Origin of the sequence: Nonomuraea longicatena (assembly GCF_039525605.1) — a bacterium.
GTDB classification, from domain to species: domain Bacteria; phylum Actinomycetota; class Actinomycetes; order Streptosporangiales; family Streptosporangiaceae; genus Nonomuraea; species Nonomuraea longicatena.
Genome location: NZ_BAAAHQ010000036.1, coordinates 31,024 through 46,240 on the forward strand (window position 1 = coordinate 31,024; position 15,217 = coordinate 46,240).

Annotated in this window: 14 protein-coding genes; 5 read left to right on the forward strand and 9 right to left on the reverse strand. The window is 73.0% G+C overall.

Annotated features, from left to right (window positions below):
- Positions 1-27: 27 nt before the first annotated feature.
- Complete coding sequence (locus tag ABD120_RS28810; protein ID WP_343953281.1) at positions 28-1,038, reverse strand: ROK family transcriptional regulator; 1,011 nt, start codon at positions 1,036-1,038, stop codon at positions 28-30.
- 74 nt (positions 1,039-1,112) lie between these two features.
- Between ABD120_RS28810 and ABD120_RS28815 the strand changes: the two genes are divergently transcribed.
- Positions 1,113-2,267 (forward strand): MFS transporter, encoded by a 1,155-nt coding sequence (locus ABD120_RS28815; protein ID WP_343953282.1) that lies wholly within the window; start codon positions 1,113-1,115, stop codon positions 2,265-2,267.
- Here the strand turns inward: ABD120_RS28815 and ABD120_RS28820 are convergent.
- From ABD120_RS28820 to ABD120_RS28830, 3 genes are read right to left on the reverse strand one after another with little or no spacing between them, the layout of a single operon-like run.
- Positions 2,251-2,661, reverse strand: a complete 411-nt coding sequence (locus ABD120_RS28820; protein ID WP_343953283.1) for a VOC family protein — start codon at positions 2,659-2,661, stop codon at positions 2,251-2,253. The genes ABD120_RS28815 and ABD120_RS28820 overlap by 17 nt on opposite strands.
- On the reverse strand, positions 2,658-3,161 hold the full coding sequence (locus tag ABD120_RS28825) for an SRPBCC family protein (protein WP_343953284.1): 504 nt from the start codon (positions 3,159-3,161) through the stop codon (positions 2,658-2,660). The genes ABD120_RS28820 and ABD120_RS28825 overlap by 4 nt, the downstream gene beginning before the upstream one ends.
- Positions 3,158-3,496: an ArsR/SmtB family transcription factor gene (locus tag ABD120_RS28830; protein ID WP_425564054.1), complete on the reverse strand. Its 339-nt coding sequence runs from the start codon at positions 3,494-3,496 to the stop codon at positions 3,158-3,160. Before ABD120_RS28830 ends, ABD120_RS28825 begins: the two co-directional genes overlap by 4 nt.
- 321 nt (positions 3,497-3,817) lie before the next feature.
- On the opposite strand from ABD120_RS28830, the gene ABD120_RS28835 reads away from it, so the two are divergent.
- Complete coding sequence (locus ABD120_RS28835) at positions 3,818-4,408, forward strand: ACT domain-containing protein (protein ID WP_343953288.1); 591 nt, start codon at positions 3,818-3,820, stop codon at positions 4,406-4,408.
- Between the two features lie 73 nt (positions 4,409-4,481).
- Here ABD120_RS28835 and ABD120_RS28840 read toward each other — a convergent pair whose 3' ends face one another.
- Both ABD120_RS28840 and ABD120_RS28845 read right to left on the reverse strand, forming a co-directional pair.
- Positions 4,482-5,039 carry a GrpB family protein gene (locus ABD120_RS28840; protein ID WP_343953289.1) on the reverse strand — a complete coding sequence of 186 codons (558 nt, stop codon included), beginning with the start codon at positions 5,037-5,039 and terminating at the stop codon, positions 4,482-4,484.
- Between the two features lie 13 nt (positions 5,040-5,052).
- Positions 5,053-6,081 (reverse strand): FAD-dependent oxidoreductase, encoded by a 1,029-nt coding sequence (locus ABD120_RS28845; RefSeq protein ID WP_343953290.1) that lies wholly within the window; start codon positions 6,079-6,081, stop codon positions 5,053-5,055.
- A 116-nt stretch (positions 6,082-6,197) separates the two neighbouring features.
- On the opposite strand from ABD120_RS28845, the gene ABD120_RS28850 reads away from it, so the two are divergent.
- Positions 6,198-7,661, forward strand: coding sequence for an arylsulfatase (locus tag ABD120_RS28850; RefSeq protein ID WP_343953291.1), 1,464 nt, complete (start codon positions 6,198-6,200; stop codon positions 7,659-7,661).
- Positions 7,662-7,665: 4 nt separating this feature from the next.
- Here the strand turns inward: ABD120_RS28850 and ABD120_RS28855 are convergent, their stop codons facing one another.
- Together ABD120_RS28855 and ABD120_RS28860 are read right to left on the reverse strand one after the other, a co-directional pair.
- On the reverse strand, positions 7,666-8,640 hold the full coding sequence (locus ABD120_RS28855) for a LacI family DNA-binding transcriptional regulator (protein ID WP_343953292.1): 975 nt from the start codon (positions 8,638-8,640) through the stop codon (positions 7,666-7,668).
- Positions 8,641-9,168: 528 nt separating this feature from the next.
- Positions 9,169-10,455: an ABC transporter ATP-binding protein gene (locus ABD120_RS28860; RefSeq protein WP_343953293.1), complete on the reverse strand. Its 1,287-nt coding sequence runs from the start codon at positions 10,453-10,455 to the stop codon at positions 9,169-9,171.
- A gap of 200 nt (positions 10,456-10,655) precedes the next feature.
- On the opposite strand from ABD120_RS28860, the gene ABD120_RS28865 reads away from it, so the two are divergent.
- Both ABD120_RS28865 and ABD120_RS28870 read left to right on the forward strand, forming a co-directional pair.
- Entirely contained in the window at positions 10,656-12,116 is a 1,461-nt protein-coding gene (locus ABD120_RS28865) for a glycoside hydrolase family 13 protein (protein ID WP_343953294.1), read from the forward strand.
- A gap of 5 nt (positions 12,117-12,121) precedes the next feature.
- A complete protein-coding gene (locus ABD120_RS28870) occupies positions 12,122-13,138 on the forward strand; it encodes a LacI family DNA-binding transcriptional regulator (RefSeq protein WP_343953295.1) in 1,017 nt (338 codons plus the stop codon).
- An 18-nt stretch (positions 13,139-13,156) separates the two neighbouring features.
- Here the strand turns inward: ABD120_RS28870 and ABD120_RS28875 are convergent, their stop codons facing one another.
- On the reverse strand, positions 13,157-15,217 hold the full coding sequence (locus tag ABD120_RS28875) for a protein kinase domain-containing protein (RefSeq protein WP_343953296.1): 2,061 nt from the start codon (positions 15,215-15,217) through the stop codon (positions 13,157-13,159).

A 15,217-nucleotide genomic window follows, 5' to 3' on the forward strand; every position in this document is an offset into this window, starting at 1 on the left:
AGCCGGCGCGCGTCCCCATCATCGATGTCAGCCGAAGACGGCGTCCCTGGCCAGGTCGAGGGCGGTCAGTACGGCGCCCTGGAGGATGGCGTTGCCCTCGACCGTGCTCACCAGCACCTCCGTCGGGGCCGGTGACAGGGTCGCCAGGCGCTCGCCGACCAGGGCGGCGAACTCCTCGCCGCCCGCGCGGCCCCGGCTGCCGCCGATGACGGCCAGACCCGGATCGACCACGGCCACGGCGGGGAACAGCCCCCGGGCGACCTGCCAGGCCAGCTCGTCGTACGGCACGGCCGGCGGCTCGACCGCGCAGCACAGCGTGCGGCCCGCCGCCTCGATCAGGCCGAGTTCCCCCGCGCCGCCCGAGCGGCCCTTGCGCACCCGGCCGTCGAGGAAGACCGCGCCGCCGACGCCGTCGTCGTCGAGCCACAGCAGCACGAAGTCGGCCCGGTCGCGGGCGGCGCCGAGGCGGTGCTCGGCGATGGCGGCGAGGTTGGTCTCGTTGTCGAGGACGACGTGGGCGCCGGTGCCGGCTCGCACCCGGTCGAGGACGTCCGCGCTCCAGCCGGGCACGCCGTTGTCCGTGGTCAGCCCGCTCGTGTGCGGGTGGACCAGGCCGGGAGCGCCGAGCACGACGCTCTGCAGCGGGCGGCCGTCCGCCGCCCGCGCGAGCGTGGCGACGAGCGCGCCGGCCAGGTCGGTGCCGGCCGGGTGGTCGGCCTCGCCTACGGTGCGGCCGACGAGGTCGGCGACGGCGCCCCTCAGGCCGGTGCGGCGGATGTCGACCCCGGCGACGTGGGCGCGCTCGGCGACGAGGCCGTAGCAGCGGGCGTTGGGGCCGCGCCGGTCGCCGCCGGACTCGCCGGTGACCTCGATGAGCCCGGCGGTGCGCAGCCGGTCGATCAGGTCGGAGATCGTCGGCCGGCTCAGCCCGGTCAGCTCGCGAAGTTGCGGGGCGGTGAGCGGCCCCTGGTCAAGGAGCAGGTCGAGGGCGAGCCGATCGTTGATCGCGCGCGCCGTCGCCGGGGTCGCCGTCTTCATGTCAGACATATTAGTCAGGGATCCTGCCGGATAAAGTCTTTTCATCAGGAACCCTACCTGTTAATTTCTCAGGCGTGACTCCCCACCGCGCCATCGCCCTCGTCTTCGCCCTTCACGGCGCCGTCGCGGGCAGCCTCGCCACCCGCATCCCCTGGCTGCAGGACCACTTCGAGCTCAGCCCCCAGATGCTGGGCTTCGTCCTGCTGTGCCAGCCGATCGGCGCCTTCATCGCGATGCCGACCGCCAGCCGGCTCAGCTATCGCATCGGCGGGCGCACCGCCACCCGCCTGCTGATCGCGGTGTGGTGCGCCATGCTGGCCGCCCCCGCACTGGCTCCCACGCCCGCCGTCCTGTTCGGCTTCTTCGTCCTGTACGGCATGGCCGCCGGAACCTCCGACGTGGTCATGAACGCCCACGGCGTCGCCCTCGAACGCCAGTTGGGCCGCTCGATCATCGCGGGACTCCACGGCATGTGGAGCGTCGGCAGCCTCGTGGCCGGCGGCGTCGGCGTGGCGGCCGCCCACTACGCCGTCGACGCCCGTATCCACCTGTCGATCATGGCGGCGATCCTGCTGGGCGCGGCACTGGCCGTCGGCAGGGGACTCCACCACGACACGGCCAGTGCCCAGGGACCCGTCCCGCGCAGGTTCGCGCTGCCGACGCGGGCGATCGTCGGCATCGGCCTCGTCGGCTTCTGCGGCACCTTCGCCGAGGGCGCCACCGCCAACTGGGCCGCCGTGTACATGACCAAGGTCACCGAGGCCGGGCCGGGTACCGCCGCCGCCGCGTACACGGTCTTCATGCTGCTCACGGCGGGCTGCCGGCTCGTCGCCGACCGGTTCGTGCGGCGGGTCGGCGCCGACACCGTCGTACGGCTCGGCGGCGTGCTCGCGATCGTCGGCGGCGTGATCGTCGTGTTCTCGCGGGTGCCCGCGTTGTCGATGGTGGGCTTCGGGTTCATGGGGGCGGGGCTCGCGGTGGTGGTGCCGCTGGTCTTCCTCGCCGCCTCCCGCGCCGGGGACACCCCCGCGGAGGGTGTCGCCGGCGTCGCGACGATCACGTACCTGTCCGGGCTGATCGCGCCCGCCGTCACCGGATGGGCGGCGGGTACCTTCTCCTATCCGCTGGCCTTCGCCCTGATCACCCTGGTGGTGGTGGGCATGACGGTCTTCGCGGGCGTGCTGCGTCCCAAGGGCGATGAAAGGGAGAACGTCACGGCCGCGACGTGATCTGCTGGACCGCCCAGCCGTTGCCGTCGGGGTCGGACAGGAACACGAACCCCGCGTTGTTCAGGTCGTCGTCGTCCGTTGCCGCGCGGAACCCGTCAGGGCTCGCGAACCGTACCTCGGAGACCTCGACGCCCCGGCCCGCGAGTTCCGCGCGGGCCTTGCGGACGTCGTTGACGACGAGTTGCAGGCCCTGCAGCGCGCCCGGCGCCGTCTCGGTGAGGCCGGTGCCGATCACCACGGAGCAGCCGGAGCCGGGCGGCGTCAGCTGGACGAAGCGTCGCTCGCCCGCGCCGGTGTCGTGGTCGACGGCGAAGCCCAAGCCCTTCTCGTAGAACGTCCGGGCCCGGTCCACGTCGGAGACGGGGACCACGACGACCTCAAGAGTCCAGTTCATGCGGTGAGTCCTTCCAGGATCTCGTCCAGGCGGGCGTAGCCGTGGGCCAGCCCGCTCTCCATCGGTGAGCGCAGGGCCGCCTCGCGCACCTCGCGCGAGGGGAAGCGGATGGTGGTGGTCAGCACAGTCAGCTCAGGCAGCTCAGGCAGCTCAGGCGGCCCGCCGCTCTCGGCCAGCTCGGCCGTGACCAGCGCCTCGCCCTCCACCCACTGGTCGTCGTACGACTCGGTGTAGGCGAGCCGTTCGCCGGGCACGACCTCCACGTAGTGGCCGCCGTGCCCCATCTTCTGGCCGTCCGGCCCGGTGGACACGAACCGCCAGGCGCCGCCGGGGCGCAGGTCGACCTCGCACTCGACCAGCCGCCAGCCCTGGGCGCCGAGCCAGCGCACGAGCAGCTCGGGGCGGGTCAGCGCGTCGAACACCAGGTGGCGGGGTGCGTCGAAGGAGCGCACCACGACCAGGTCGCGGGCGCCGGGCGCCGATACGGTCACTGCTCTCACGGGCCTTCTCCCTTCAGCTCGTCCAGCAGGGCGTCGAGCTGTCCGTAGTTCTCCTGCCAGTACGCGCGGTAGGCGGCCAGCCAGTCGGTGGCCTCCTCAAGGGGGGCCGCGCGCAGCCTGCAGGGGCGGCGCTGCGCGTCGCGGCCGCGGGTGATGAGCCCGGCGCGTTCCAGCACCCGCAGGTGCTTGGAGATCGCGGGCTGGCTCATCGCGAACGGCTCGGCCAGCTCGGTCGGGGTGGCCTCCCCGTGCCGCAGCCGGGCGAGTATCGCCCGGCGCGTCGGATCGGCCAGCGCCGCGAACGTGGCATCCAAACCAGCAGGTTTAATAACCATATGGTTTTGTATCCTGGCCGGAGGGTCACTGTCAATCCGCCCTGCGGCGGAGCCCGCCCCGCTGTGCCTCGCCGGGCGGCCTCCGGGGAAGCATGCCGCCCCGGAAGTCGGACGCCGCCGTGACGACGCTTCCTCGTCCGCCGGTCGTCATAGGCGCGGGCGCCGGTCTTCGGGCAGGCCGGAGCGGGTGCCATCAAGACCGAATGCGGAGTTCGGGGGTGTTCGTGAGGAAAGGGTGGGGATGGTGAGGGAAGGATGTGAAATACGCATGGAACACCGTGGAAACCTCGACACGGCAGGGTGGGCCGGGAAAGGGGGCGGATGATGCTGCTTCGATTGCGGGTGTCGCTGCCGGATCGGCCTGGAGGGCTGGGGCAACTGGCCCGCGCGCTCGGGACACTGGGCGCCGACATCCTGCAGGTGACGGTGCTGGAACGGGAGTCGGGGCGGGCGGTGGACGAGTTCACGCTCGACTGGCCGGGCAGCGCGTCGGACGTCGCCGACCGGTTGACCGGCGTCCCCGGCGTACGGGTGGAAGGGGTCTGGCCCACGCGGGAGACGCCCGGCAGTTCGCCCGACTACGACCTGCTCATCCAGGTCGTCGCCGACCCGGGGCGCGGTTACGCCACCCTGGTGGACGCGCTGCCCGCGCTGTGCGGCGCCGACTGGGCCGTGGCGCTGGCCGAGGGCTGCGTCAGGCACGCCAGCATGGGCGCCCCGGGCGAGTACGCCCTCCCGGACCCGCCGCCGCGCGCGGTGGCCCGCCCGGGGGAGGACATCCTCCTGATGGTCATCCCGGTCGAGGCCATGCACGTGGTGGTGGCCAGATCCCAGGGCCCGGCCTTCCACCGCGCCGAACTCCACCGGGCCACCCGTATCTGCGACATGGTCTCCCGGCTGACGCTCGCCTGAGCGCCGGCCCGCGAACACGCCCGCGTCGACCCGGTGAGCGGGGCCCGCCGCCGGTCGGCCGGTACCGGGGGGCTCAGGTGGCGAGGGCGCGGGCGAGGACGGCCTCGACGACCTCGCTCTTGGCGTCGGCGTAGTTCTGGACGTAGGCCCAGGTGCGTCCCGCGAGTTCCCGCTTGGTGGCCGCGTACAGCTCCCGGTCCCGCTCGTCGGAGCGCAGGCGGTCGCGGAAGGCCAGCATGCGGCGCACCTCCTCGCAGTCGGTCGGCAGCACGTGCAGGTTGACCGGCATCGGACCGGCCTCGCGTTTGAGCACCCGGTGCTCGTACCACTCGGGCTCGCGGATGTGCAGCGCGAACCCGAGGGGTGCGAGCGCGGGCACGTAGGCGCTCTCGTCGGCCGGGTCGTCCAGGCAGAGCAGGACGTCGAGGATCGGCTTGGCCGGCAGGCCCGGCACCGAGGTGGAGCCGACGTGCTCGACGGCCACCTCGCCCAGCGCGTCCCGGACGGCGGCGGCGGTGACCGCGTAGTGGCGGGGCCAGGCGGGGTCGTGATCGACCAGCGTGACCTGCCCGTCGAGGCGCGTCGGCGCCCCGACGTGGGCTTTGCGGATCTCCTCTTCGCTCATGCTCATGGGAGCGATGGTGTCAGACGGGCAGCATCCGGAGCACGCCGTCGCGCAGGCGGGGGTGCCGGGTGGTGATGAACCGGTGCAGGCTGCGCGAGGCGAGGGCCACCCGCTGGGACGGCCGGCGCCGTTCGGCGTCGTAGGCGCGCAGCGCGGCGGGCAGGTCGGCGTGCGTGGCGACGGCCCTCGACAGCGCCTCGCTGTCGAGGATGGCCGAGCACGCGCCCTGTCCGAGGTTCGGCGTCATGGCGTGGGCCGCGTCGCCGACGAGCGCCACCCGCCCGCCGTGCACGTACGTCGGCAGGGCGGGGTGCAGGTAGCGCATCCGGTAGCCGATCCACGTCGCCGGGTCGGTCGCGGCCAGCAGCCGGGGGATCGGGTCGTGCCAGCTCGCGAAGTACGGCCGCACCGACGCCGCCTCGGCGGGGGAGGGCAGTACGGCGTACCAGTTGGTGCGGCCGGGCTCGACGGGGGTGTAGCCGAAGAACGCGCCGTCGCCCCAGGTCTCGCCGTGGACGTCCACGTCGGTGTCGGCGACGCCGATCCAGGCCATGGTGCCGACCTCCCGCTGGGCCGTCCGGCCGCCGAAGTAGGCGGCCCGCACACCGCTGCCGATGCCGTCCGCCCCCACGACGAGGTCGTAGCCGGACAGCTCGGCCGGATCGCCGACGCGCTCGCCGTACCTGATCTCGATGCCGTCGAGCGCGTCGAGCAGGATCCGCAGCAGGTGCGGGCGCGCGATGAGCCGCTCGGGCCGCCCGCCCCTTCGTTCGACGCGATCCAGCGGCAGGCGGGTGAGCGTCCGCCCGCCGGGTTCGCGGATGGCCGCCTGCCGGTACGGCACCGCCTTGCGCAGGAACGCCTCGCCCAGTCCGAGCCGGTCGAGGGCCTTCTGCGCGGGCGGGTTGATGCCGAACGCCGCACCGCCGAACCCGTCGAGTTCGGCGCGGCGTTCGATCACGGTGATCTCCCAGCCCGCGCGCCGTAGCCCGACGGCGGTGGCCAGCCCGCCCACGCCCGCACCCACGATGACCGCCTTGCCGCCCATGTCGTCCTCCTCAGAAGTTCTTACCCCATTTGTGGTACCACGGATGGGGTGAACTTGGCAAATGCGCACGTCGCGCGGGATCATGCCTAGCTAAACGTTTAACCCAGAGATTGGCGGTGCCCGTGGATCGGCCGAACGTGCTCCTCATCTGCGTCGACGAATGGCGCGGCGACTGCCTGTCCGCCGCCGGGCACCCCCACGTCGAGACCCCGCACCTCGACGAACTGGCCCGGCGCGGCACCCGCTTCGAGCGCGCCTACTCCGCCACCCCGACCTGCGCGCCCGCCCGGGTCGCGCTGTTCACCGGCCAGTCGCAGGAACGGCACGGCCGCGTCGGCTACGACGACGGCATCCCCTTCGACGCCGCCCACCCCGTGACCCTGCCGAGGGAGTTCGCCAAGGCCGGATACCACACGCAGGCCATCGGCAAGATGCACGTCTGGCCGGAGCGCAGCCGCATCGGCTTCGACGACGTCGTCCTGCACGACGGGTTCCTGCACCACTCCCGCCGCGCCCACCGCCAGCAGTTCGCCTTCTTCGACGACTACGTCCCCTGGCTGCGCAGGCAGCCCGGCGTCTCACCCGACGCCGACTACTTCGACCACGGCGTGAACTGCAACTCCATCGTCGCCAGGCCCTGGGACAAACCCGAGCACCTGCACCCCACCCACTGGATCGGCACCCAGGCGATCGAGTGGATGTACCGGCGCGACCCGACCCGGCCGTTCTTCCTCTACCTGTCCTTCCACCGGCCGCATCCGCCGTACGACCCGCCGGCGTGGGCGTTCGAGCAGTACCTCGGGATCGATCCGTACGAGCCCGTCGTCGGAGACTGGGAGCAGGCGTGGGCGGAGTTCCGCCGCGACGGCGACTACCAGGCGAGCATCGGCCGCATCCCGCCGCACGTCGTCCACCGCGCCAGAGCGGGCTACTACGGGCTGATGACCCAGATCGACCTGCAGATCAACCGGATCCTGGAGTCCCTCGCCGACTTCGGCCTGTACGACGACACGGTCGTCGCCTTCACCTCCGACCACGGCGAGATGATGGGCGACCACCACATGTTCCGCAAGGGCGTCCCGTACGAGGGTTCGGCGCGCATCCCGTTCATCGTCGCCGACGCCCCGAGCAGGGGCGGCCCGGCCTCTGTCGCCGACGAGGTCGTGGAACTGCGGGACGTCATGCCGACGCTGCTCGACCTCGCCGGGCTGCCCGTCCCCGAGACCGTGGACGGCCGCAGCCTGGCCGGCCACCTGCGGGGCGAGCCCGGCCCGCGCCGCGAGTACCTGCACGGCGAGCACGTCTACTGGGGGCAGTCGCTGCAGTGGATGACCGACGGCAGGACGAAGTACGTGTGGGGCTCGGCCAAGGGCGTCGAGCAGCTCTTCGACCTGGAGACCGACCCGCACGAGCTGCGCGATCTGTCCGGGCTGCCCGAGCACGCCGCCACGCGCGCCCTGTGGCGGGACCGGCTCGCGCGGGCGCTGGAAGGGCGGGAGGAGGGCTTCGTCGAGGACGGCGAACTCGTCACCGGACGGCCGGTGACCACCGTCCTCGAACACACCCGGGCCCGGATCTGAGCTGTCACGGCAGGGTGGTGGCCCGCTCGTGCAGGGTCCAGGGGACCGCGCGCACCCGGGGGAGCGACGCCTCACCGGACAGCCGCGACAGCAGCAGCCCGGCGATCGTCGCGAAGATCGCCTCGGGACCCGCCGAGGTGAGCGGCGGATCGGCCGCCGCGCCCTCCGGGGTGTTGCCCGCGCCGACGATCTCCAGCTCGCCGGGGACGGCGACGCCGAGCCGGTGCGCCGCCCACAGCGCGGCCATGGCCGCCAGGTCACTCTGCGCGAAGATCGCGCCCGGCCGGTCGGCGCCGCTCAGCAGGTCGATCGCCGCCCGGTAGGCGACCTCGCGCGACGGACCGGTGAAACGCACCAGGCCGGGGTCCACCGGCAGCCCGGCGCGCGCCAGACCCTGGAGGTAGGCGGTGTGGCGAGCGCCGTCCGTGCCGCCGAGGCAGGCCACCCGGCGGTGCCGGGAGGTCAGCAGGTCCATGGCGGCGGCGCAGGCCGCGCTCTCGTCCGAGACGACCGCGTCGAACCCGCGCGGCTCCAGGGCGCCGGCGCCGTGCACGACCAGGGACACGCCGCGCGCCGCCAGCGCCTCCAGCCGGGGGACGGCGTCGGCGGACGCCTCGATCACGGCCCCGTCGGCGCCGCCTCTGAGCAGGAACGTCTCCCAGTCGCCGTCCACGAGGATCAGCGTGCTGAACCCGGCCGGGCCGAGCGTCCCGGACACCTCCTGGGCCATGGCCCGGCTCCAGGGGGTGTGCGGGTGGCGCAGCACCAGGCAGACCTGATGGGTACGGCCGGTGCGCATGCTCTGCGCCTGCCGGTTGGGGACGTACCCGAGTGCGTCGGCGGCGGCGACGACCCGCCGCCGCGTGGCCGCGCTGATCCGCGTGTTGCCGCCCGCGCGCCCGCTGAGCACGTAGGAGACCGTGGCCACGGACACCTCGGCCCGCTCGGCCACCATCCGTATCGTCGCCCGCCCCGTCACAGTCCCAGGACGCTAGCGGCTCCGCCCCGCCCTCTCCAAACCCAACCCCCTGTCTGTCCCCTGTTACGGCGAGGCCGCCCCGCCGCCGCCCGCCGCCGCCCCCTCGCGGCCTCTCCGAGCGCCACTCCTCCGACCCCACCCCACCGCGACGCCGCCCCGCCGGCCGACTCCGTGGCTTGCGGACACGAGCCGGAGGCGGCTTGGGCCGCGCAGTTCCTGAAGTGAGCGGGATGCCCTGCACTGGCTTCCTACCGGGTGGGTTGTCGGCGCCGGGACGGTGAGGAGCCGGGTGGTGGAGTCCGGCGCACTCGGACGGCGGGAAAGGGCAGCCGAGGCCGCGCGTGACCGGGCGGCGTCGCGGCGCGATGCCGGGTCAGGGGAGTGGCGCTCGAAGAGGCCCTCGCCGAGGACGGCGGGAGGCCGTGGGGCGGCTTCGCCGTGACAGGCGGAGCTGATCTGTTCCCCCGCCCGGTCGGTGGAGACGAACCGGATCTACTTCCCCGCCCGGTGAGTGGAGACGAACCGGATCTACTTCCCCGCGCGGCGGGTGGAGTCGATGCGGGTGCCGTCCATCGTGAAGATCATGAGACGCGCCAGATCCACCGCCACCTTGGCCGCGTCGTTGACCCGCCACGCCGGCCGCACCCCCAGCCGCACGATCAGGTCCGTGCGCCGGTGGATGCCGCTGCCCGGCTGCTCCGGCTCCGGCCGCTCCTCCGCCTGCGCCCGCGTCGTGAACAGCCGCTTCACCAGCCCGCCCAGCCCGCCCCGCTCCCGCCCGTTCCCGTTGAACGCGGCGCGCGGATCCGGCGGCTCCGGCACCGGCATGCCCGGCGCCCCGCACTCCACGTAGGCGAGCCACTCGTGCCCGTGGTACTCCAGCGCCCGCACCCGCCCGAGGAAGGACGGCCCGTCGTAACTCTCCGGAACCGGCGCCAGCCCGTCCGGCCGCAGCCCGACCAGCACCTGCGTCCCGGTGTACTGCGAGATCGCGTACGCCCTGGGATCGCTCCACGGGACCGTCAGCTGGTGCGGCCCGAAGTCGAGCATCACGTACTGGTTCTGCGGCGTCCGCACGGTCGCCGCCAGCAGGTTGAGCTGCTGCGAGTTGAGGAACGCGGCCACGAACGCGGTCGCCGGGTCGTTGTAGATCTGCGCGGGCGTGCCCACGTCCTGCAGCACGCCCCTGTTCATGATGGCGATGCGGTCGGCGAGCGTGAGCGCCTCGACCTGGTCGTGCGTGACGTAGATCGTGGTCACGCCGACCGAGCGCACCAGCGCCGAGATCTCCATGCGCAACTCGGTGCGCATGCCCGCGTCGAGGTTCGACAGCGGCTCGTCCATCAGGAAGATCTTGGGCTGGCGGACGATGGCCCGCCCCATGGCCACGCGCTGCCGCTGCCCGCCGGACAGGGTGCCGGGGCGGCGGTCGAGCGTCTCGTCGATGTGCAGCGCCCGCGACAGCTCGGTGACCCGGTCGTTGACCACGTTCGGGTCGGTCTTGGCGATCTCCAGCGGGAACGACAGGTTGCCGCGCACACTGCGGTGTGGGTACAGGGCACCGTTCTGGAAGACCATGGCGACGTCGCGCTCGCGCGGCGGAAGGTGGTTGGCGAGCTTGCCGTCGAGCCACAGGTCGCCGCTCGTGACCTCCTCCAGGCCCGCGATCATGCGCAGCAGCGTGGACTTGCCGCAACCCGACGGACCTAACAGCACGAGGAACTCGCCGTCGCCCGCCTGCAAGTTCATGCGATCCACCGCCAAGTGGTGACCGGGGTAGATCTTGGTGACGTTGTCGAGGACGACCGAGCTCATGGGCAGCACCTTGCACCAGGTTCCGCTGTGATTGATGAGGTAGTACATCGCGGTTATAGCTCCATGTCCACCCTTGGCAGCGAAAAACGTCGAGCCGTGTAGACCTTCGGTCAAGTAGGGATCTCCACTCCCCATCCATGGAAGCCTTTGCGTAAACTTGCGGAAAGTTCTGTCAGGATCGAGACCAAAACGGGGGTCGGATGACCGGCTGGTGGCGCGACGCTGTGATCTACCAGGTGTACGTGCGCAGTTTCGCCGACGGCGACGGCGACGGGGTCGGCGACCTGCGAGGGGTCCGCGACCGGTTGCCGTACCTTCGCGACCTGGGTGTCGACGCCGTCTGGCTGACCCCCTTCTACACCTCGCCCATGGCCGACTTCGGCTACGACGTGGCCGACTACCGCGACGTCGACCCGCTGTTCGGCACCCTCGCCGACGCCAAGGCGATGATCGACGAGGCCCACGGCCTCGGCCTGCGGATCATCGTCGACGTCGTCCCCAACCACACCTCCTCCGCCCACCCCTGGTTCCAGGAGGCGCTGCGCGGCGTCGGCCGCGAGCGCTACATCTTCCGCGACCGGCCCAACGACTGGGAGTCGATCTTCGGCGGCCCGGCCTGGACCCAGGTCGAGGACGGCCAGTGGTACCTCCACCTGTTCGACAAGGAGCAGCCCGACCTCGACTGGGACAACCCCGAGGTGCGCGCCGAGTTCGACTCCGTGCTGCGCTTCTGGCTCGACCTCGGCGTCGACGGTTTCCGCATCGACGTCGCCCACGGCATGGTCAAGCCGCGCGACCTGCCCGACATCGGCCACGCCGACCAGATCCGGATGATCGGCAGCGACGTCGTGCCGTACTTCGACAACGACGGCGTCCACGACATCCACCGGCACTGGCGGCGCATCCTCGACTCCTACCCCGGCGAGCGCATCGGCGTCGCCGAGGCGTGGGCGCCCACCCCCGAGCGCCTGGCCCTGTACATCAGGCCCGACGAACTGCACCAGGCGTTCAACTTCCACTACCTGAGCACCCCGTGGGAGGCGGGTCGCCTGCGTGAGGCGATCGACTCCTCGCTGGCCACCGCCTCCTCCGTCGGCGCCCCCTGTACCTGGGTGCTGTCGAACCACGACGTCAAACGGCACGTCACCAGGTACGGCAGCCTCGCCCGCGCCCGCGCCGCCGCCCTGCTCACGCTCGCGCTGCCCGGCTCCGCCTACGTCTACCAAGGCGAGGAACTCGGCCTGCCCGAGGTGCTCGACCTGCCGGAGGAGGTCCAGCGCGACCCGCAGCGGCTGCGCGACCCCGACAGCGGCCGCGACGGCTGCCGCGTGCCCCTGCCGTGGACGCGGACGCTCGGCTGGAACCAGCCCTGGCTGCCCATCCCCGAGCACTGGTCGGAGCTGTCCGTCGAGGCCCAGCAGGGCGCACCCGGCTCCACCCTGGAGCTCTACCGCGCCGCGCTCGCCCTGCGCCACCACCTGTCCGGAGACCTGCGCTGGCTGCCCTCCCCCGAGGGCACCCTGCTCTTCCGGCGCGGCCGGTACGCCGTCGGCGTCAACCTGACCGGTTCGCCCGTCGACTTCGGTGTCACGGGCGAGGTTCTGATCGCCTCCGCGACGCCCGGCGCCGCCGATTCCGCAGTGTGGTGGAAAGTAGAGTAACCACCATGAACGGACACGCTCGCCTCGCCGACGTCGCCGCACAGGCCGGAGTCAGCGAGGCGACGGTCAGCCGGGTGCTCAACGGCCGGCCGGGGGTCTCGGCCACCACCCGGCAGACCGTGATGACGGCGCTCGACCTCATGGGCTACGAACGTCCCGCCCGCCTGCGGCAACGCAGCAACGGACTGGTCGGCCTGGTCACCCCCGAACTCGACAACCCGATCTTCCCCGCCTTCGCCCAGGCCGTCGAGCGGGCGCTCACCCAGCACGGCTACACGCCGGTGCTGTGCACCCGCATCCCGGGCGGGGCGCCGGAGGACGAGTTCACCGAACTGCTGGTCGACCGGGGCGTCGACGGCATCGTGTTCGTCTCAGGACTGCACGCCGACACCACCGCCCGCGTCGACCGCTACTCCCGCCTGGTCGAGCGCGGCCTGCCGATCGTGCTGGTGGACGGCTACAGCCCGCACATCTGCGCGCCGTTCATCTCCCCCGACGACCGGCTCGCCGCGCGCCTCGCCGTCCGGCACCTGGCCGACCTCGGCCACGAGCGCATCGGCCTGGCCCTCGGCCCCCGCCGGTTCGTCCCCGTCATCCGCAAGATCGAGGGCTACCGGCAGGCCATGGCCGACCTGCTCGGCGTCACCGACACCGACTCTCTCGTCGCCCACTCGCTGTTCTCCGTCGAGGGCGGTCAGGCCGCCGCCGCCCAACTGCTCGACCGGGGCTGCACCGGACTGGTCTGCGCCAGCGACCTCATGGCGCTCGGCGCGATCCGCGCCTGCCGCGAGCGCGGGCTGAGCGTGCCCGGCAAGGTGTCGGTCGTCGGCTTCGACGACTCGCCGCTGATCGCCTTCACCGACCCGCCGCTCACCACCGTGCGCAAACCCATCGGCGCGATGGCCTCCGCCGCCGCCCAGGCGCTGCTGGAGGAGATCAACGGCGTCCCGGCCAGGCACGTCGAGCTGATGTTCCGCCCCGAACTGGTCGTCAGAGGCTCGACCGGCCCCGGCCCCTCCTGACCCGCTGAAACCTCGCGATCAGGGCAGTTCGACGCGGACGCCCCGGCTCAGCGCGGAGTCGTGGAGTTCGACGAGCTGCGGCTCGACCGACTTCGGCACCTCGAACTCCAGCGCCCCGGCGAACGAGGCGTCCGGGTCGATGCGGACCGGCGTGACCTCCTTGCCCGAGGCGTCCAGCAGCCTGAGACCGGGGTGGGGGTCGTCGTCCTCGCCGAGCAGCTTCTGCTGCCCCGGGTACAAAACTCTGGCCTCCGCGCCGACGTTCTTGACCTTCACCGACAGGCGGCACACCCGCGTGGGCCCGCCTTTGGCGGCCTTGGCGCACTTGGCGGCGGCCACGGTGAACCGCAGCCGCCCGTCCTGCACCGGACTGTCGGCCCCGGCGGCGGACGGCCCGCGCAGGAGCCACATCAGCAGCCCGACGAGCAGCAGGAACAGCGCCACGAGGACGACGAGCACGATCGCGCAGCCGGACATGCGCCGCGCGGGCGGCCCGCCCGCCACACCGGATGGCCCGCCCGCCACACCGGGCGGCACCTGCGCGGGCATCGGCCCACGCGCGGGCATCGGCCCCTGACCCTTGACAGGACGGCCCGGCGGCGGAGCCTGGCCCGGCAGCCCCTGGCCCGCCGCCCCCGGGGGCGCCTGGCCGCGCGCTCCCCGGCCGGGAAGCGGCCCTTGCGCGGTCGAGGAATGACCGGGCAGCGGCACCTGGCCGGTCGTGGACGCGCTGGGCCCACGGCCGGAGGACGGCGCACCCGGCATCGGCCCCCGCCCCGCACCACCCCCACCGGGCAGCGGGCCCTGACCGGTCACCCCAAGGCCGGGCGGCGGCCCTTGACTCGCCCCAGGCCCTTGACCTGCCCCCAGGCCGGGCGGCGGGCCCTGACTGGCCCCGGGGTCGGCGAGTGGCCCTTGACCGGTTGCCGAGTGGCTGGGCGGCGGGCCCTGAGCGGCGCCCCGCGAACCCTGCGCCCCGCGCCCCGCCTGCCCTCCCTGGGATGCGGGTCCTGCTGGTGCGGCGTGCCCTGTCTGCGGTGCGTGCGGGCCGGGACCGGCCACCGGAGGAGGCATGGCCAGGCCGCCCGGCGGCTGCGACCCGTAACCGGGATCGCCCGGCGGACGCCCGGACTCCCGGCGGCCGGACGGCTGCGGGGACCCCGGCGGGGACGCCGGTCCCGGACGCCGCGCCAGCGGCGGCAGGTCCGCCGGGTTCCACATGGACGTCAGATGACGGGTGGCCGCCAACTGGGCGGCGGGCTCGTCGGCCGCCCCCACGAGTTCGAGCAGCAACTGACGCGACGCCGGCCGCCGCGCCGGATCGGGATGGATCGCCGCCGCCACCAGCCGGTCGAGCGGCGCGGGCAGCCCCCGCAGGTCGGGCGGCGCGGTCCGCGCCCGCGCGGCCATGACGTAGGCGTCGCCCTCACCGAACGGATGCCCGCCGAGGCCCGCGTAGGCGACCAGCGAACCCCACGCGAACACGTCGCCGGCCGGGCTGGTGCGCCCCTCGAAGACCTGCTCGGGCGCGATCCACCCGGGCGTGCCCATGACCATCCCGGCGTTCGTGTGCCGTGAGCTCATGTGGGAGGACCTGGCCAGCCCGAAGTCGATCACCCGGGGCCCGGCCAGCGACAGCATCACGTTGGCGGGCTTCAGGTCGCGGTGCACCAGCCCGGCCGCGTGGATGGCGGTCAGCGCGGCGGCGACCCCGACGGCCGCGGAGTGCAGCACCGACGGCTCCAGCGCGCCGTGCTCGATGAGGTGCTCCTCCAGGGAGACCCCGTCGATGTACTCGGTGACGAGGTAGAGCAGCCCGTCGTGCTCGCCGTGGTCGAGCACGCGGGCGGTGCAGAAGGAGGCGACCTTGCGGGCGTTGGACACCTCTTCGTGAAAGCGCGACCGGTAGACGGGGTCGGCCGCGAAGTCGCGCCGGATCGCCTTGAGCGCCACCTTCGCGCCGTCGGGCGAGCGGGCGAGGTAGACGCGGCCCATGCCGCCCGACCCGATCCGCCTGACCAGCTCGTACGGGCCGATCGCAGCCGGGTCCTCGGAGGTCAGCGGACCGCGCTGTGTCAA

Excerpts from the sequence above, each read along its gene's own strand:
- ABD120_RS28810 (WP_343953281.1), bottom strand. The coding sequence starts at position 1,038 with ATGAAGACGGCGACCCCGGCGACGGCGCGCGCGATCAACGATCGGCTC.
- ABD120_RS28820 (WP_343953283.1), bottom strand. The coding sequence starts at position 2,661 with ATGAACTGGACTCTTGAGGTCGTCGTGGTCCCCGTCTCCGACGTGGAC.
- ABD120_RS28830 (WP_425564054.1), bottom strand. The coding sequence starts at position 3,496 with ATGGTTATTAAACCTGCTGGTTTGGATGCCACGTTCGCGGCGCTGGCC.
- ABD120_RS28835 (WP_343953288.1), top strand. The coding sequence starts at position 3,818 with ATGATGCTGCTTCGATTGCGGGTGTCGCTGCCGGATCGGCCTGGAGGG.
- ABD120_RS28840 (WP_343953289.1), bottom strand. The coding sequence starts at position 5,039 with ATGAGCATGAGCGAAGAGGAGATCCGCAAAGCCCACGTCGGGGCGCCG.
- ABD120_RS28845 (WP_343953290.1), bottom strand. The coding sequence starts at position 6,081 with ATGGGCGGCAAGGCGGTCATCGTGGGTGCGGGCGTGGGCGGGCTGGCC.
- ABD120_RS28860 (WP_343953293.1), bottom strand. The coding sequence starts at position 10,455 with ATGAGCTCGGTCGTCCTCGACAACGTCACCAAGATCTACCCCGGTCAC.
- ABD120_RS28865 (WP_343953294.1), top strand. The coding sequence starts at position 10,656 with ATGACCGGCTGGTGGCGCGACGCTGTGATCTACCAGGTGTACGTGCGC.
- ABD120_RS28870 (WP_343953295.1), top strand. The coding sequence starts at position 12,122 with ATGAACGGACACGCTCGCCTCGCCGACGTCGCCGCACAGGCCGGAGTC.